Source organism: Mycolicibacterium arseniciresistens, from assembly GCF_030519285.1.
GTDB lineage: Bacteria > Actinomycetota > Actinomycetes > Mycobacteriales > Mycobacteriaceae > Mycobacterium > Mycobacterium arseniciresistens.
Genome location: NZ_JAUMSQ010000399.1, coordinates 1 through 2600, shown reverse-complemented (window position 1 = coordinate 2600; position 2600 = coordinate 1). Strand labels below are relative to the sequence as shown.

2 protein-coding genes and 1 pseudogene are annotated in these 2600 nt (G+C 68.0%); 2 read left to right on the top strand and 1 reads right to left on the bottom strand.

All coding sequences use genetic code 11. The features are described from left to right. A partial coding sequence (locus tag Q2100_RS29205) for an alanine racemase (protein WP_302916841.1) occupies window positions 1–723 on the bottom strand: 723 nt, incomplete at its 3' end. A gap of 26 nt (window positions 724–749) precedes the next feature. Here Q2100_RS29205 and lysS point away from each other — a divergent pair. Continuing rightward, window positions 750–2273, top strand: a complete 1524-nt coding sequence (gene lysS / locus Q2100_RS29200; RefSeq protein ID WP_302916842.1) for a lysine--tRNA ligase — start codon at window positions 750–752, stop codon at window positions 2271–2273. Between the two features lie 109 nt (window positions 2274–2382). Beyond that, window positions 2383–2600, top strand: a pseudogene (gene lsr2, locus Q2100_RS29195) (histone-like nucleoid-structuring protein Lsr2); the annotation flags it as partial.

The window sequence follows — 2600 nt, the reverse complement described above, 5'->3', positions numbered from 1 at the left end:
GGCGGCCCGCAGGTCGCGAAGATAGCCGGTGACCACGTCCAGCGCGTCGGCGGTGACGGCGTGGCCAACCGCCGCCTCGTAACCGGCCACCCCGACCAGCCGCAACCGCGGAGCCGCGACGGCCGCCCGCGCGACCGCGTCGACGGCCGCCGCATCCCGGCAGCCCGTCCTGCCGCCCGCCATGCCGACCTCGACGCACACGTCGACCGGCCGGCCTGCCGAACCGAGCGCCGCGGACATCGCCTCGACGCCGCGCACCGAGTCCACCCAGCAGACCAGGCCGAAGTCCGGGTCGGCGTCGAGTTCGGCGCCCAGCCACGCCAACCCGGCCGCATCGACCAGCTCGTTGGCCAGCACCATCCGCCGCACCCCGAACGCCCGGAACACCCGGACCTGGCTGATGGTGGCCACGGTGACCGCCACCGCGCCCGCGTCGAACTGGCGGGCCAGCAGCTGCGGAGCCATGTGCGTCTTCCCGTGCGGCGCCAGCTCGACACCCCGTCGGCGGCACCACCGCGCCATCGTCACGAGGTTGTGGGTGAGCGCCGACGCGCGCAGCACGCACACCGGTCCGACCACGCCCGCGGCGAACAGATCGGGGGTGCGGCGACAGATCTCGGCGGGGCGCAGACCCCACCACGGCGCGGGGATGCCCTTGAACCGCCAGTCCAGTGGTTCGTCGGACAGGGCGGCCACCCGCTGCGCGTCGATTTCACCGGTCATTTGTTCATTTAAGCTGGCACCTCGTGATGGCAGCCGATGACCGCCCCGACGCGGAGCACGACGGACCCGACCTCCCTGAGCAGTTCCGGATCCGCCAGGCCAAGCGGGAGCGGCTGCTCGACGAGGGCCGCGATCCCTACCCGGTGGTGGTGGCGCGCACCCACACCCTCGCCGAGGTCCGTGCGGCACACCCCGACCTCGCCGCCGACACCTCGACCGGTGAGATGGTGGGCGTCACCGGCCGGGTGGTCTTCGCCCGCAACTCGGGCAAGCTCTGCTTCGCGACGCTGCAGGAGGGTGACGGCACCCAGCTGCAGGCCATGGTCAGCCTGGCGCAGGTGGGCCAGGAGTCCCTCGATGCGTGGAAGGCCGACGTCGACCTCGGCGACATCGTCTTCGTGCACGGCGAGGTGATCAGTTCGCGTCGCGGGGAGCTGTCTGTGCTCGCCGACAGCTGGCAAATGGCATCCAAGGCGTTGCGGCCGCTTCCCGTTGCCCACAAGGAGATGAGCGAAGAGGCGCGGGTGCGGCAGCGGTACGTCGACCTGATCGTCCGTCCCGAGGCGCGCACCATCGCCCGGCAGCGCATCGCCGTGGTGCGTGCGGTGCGTTCGGCGCTGGAGCGCCGCGGCTTCCTCGAGGTCGAGACGCCTATGCTGCAGACGCTGGCCGGCGGCGCCGCGGCGCGCCCGTTCGTCACCCACTCCAATGCGCTCGACGCCGATCTGTACCTCCGTATCGCGCCGGAACTCTTCCTCAAGCGGTGTCTGGTAGGTGGATTCGAGCGGGTCTTCGAACTCAATCGAAATTTCCGGAACGAAGGCATTGATTCGACGCATTCGCCGGAATTCGCGATGCTCGAGACTTATCAGGCCTACGGTGACTACAACGATTCGGCCGTGGTGACGCGTGAGCTTATTCAGGAGGTCGCCGACGAGGCGATCGGCACCCGGCAGGTCCCATTGCCCGATGGCGATGTCTACGACCTGGACGGCCAATGGGACACGCTGGAAATGTACCCGTCGCTGTCGGAGGCCCTCGGCGAAGAGATCACTCCGCAGACGCCGGCCGAGACCTTGTGGTCGACGGCCGACCGGCTGGGTGTGGAGATTCCCCGGGACCGGGGCTACGGCCACGGGAAATTGGTGGAAGAACTGTGGGAACACACCGTCGGCGAGACGTTGTGGGCGCCGACCTTCGTGCGCGACTTCCCGGTGGAGACAACCCCGCTGACCCGGCCGCACCGCAGCGAGGCCGGGGTGACCGAGAAATGGGATCTCTACGTCCGGCGCTTCGAACTCGCCACCGGATACTCCGAACTCATCGACCCGATAATCCAGCGGGAAAGGTTCCTGGCCCAGGCCGCCGCGGCCGCCGCCGGTGACGACGAGGCAATGTCACTCGACGAGGATTTCCTCGCCGCTTTGGAGTACGGCATGCCGCCCACGACCGGCACCGGAATGGGTATCGACCGGTTGTTGATGGCGTTGACGGGACTGTCGATTAGAGAGACGGTTCTTTTCCCCATAGTTCGCCGGCACGGTGGTTGAGCGACCGGGTATACCGGTTCGTTTAATGACGTACACTGCGAGCACATAACTGTTGTGGTCGAGAGACGAACAACTCGTCAAGCGCAGGCAGAAGGGTCAGTGTGAGCTGATGGCTAAGAAGGTGACCGTCACTTTGGTCGACGATTTCGACGGTTCGGGTAACGCCGACGAAACGGTCGAATTCGGCCTCGACGGGGTGAGCTACGAGATCGACCTTTCTGCGAAGAATGCGAAGAAGTTGCGCGAAGACCTGAAGCAGTGGGTCGAGGCAGGCCGTCGCGTCGGCGGCCGCCGCCGGGGCCGATCCGCGGGCGCGAGCCGGGGCCG

Excerpts from the sequence above, each read along its gene's own strand:
- lysS (WP_302916842.1), top strand. The coding sequence starts at position 750 with ATGGCAGCCGATGACCGCCCCGACGCGGAGCACGACGGACCCGACCTC.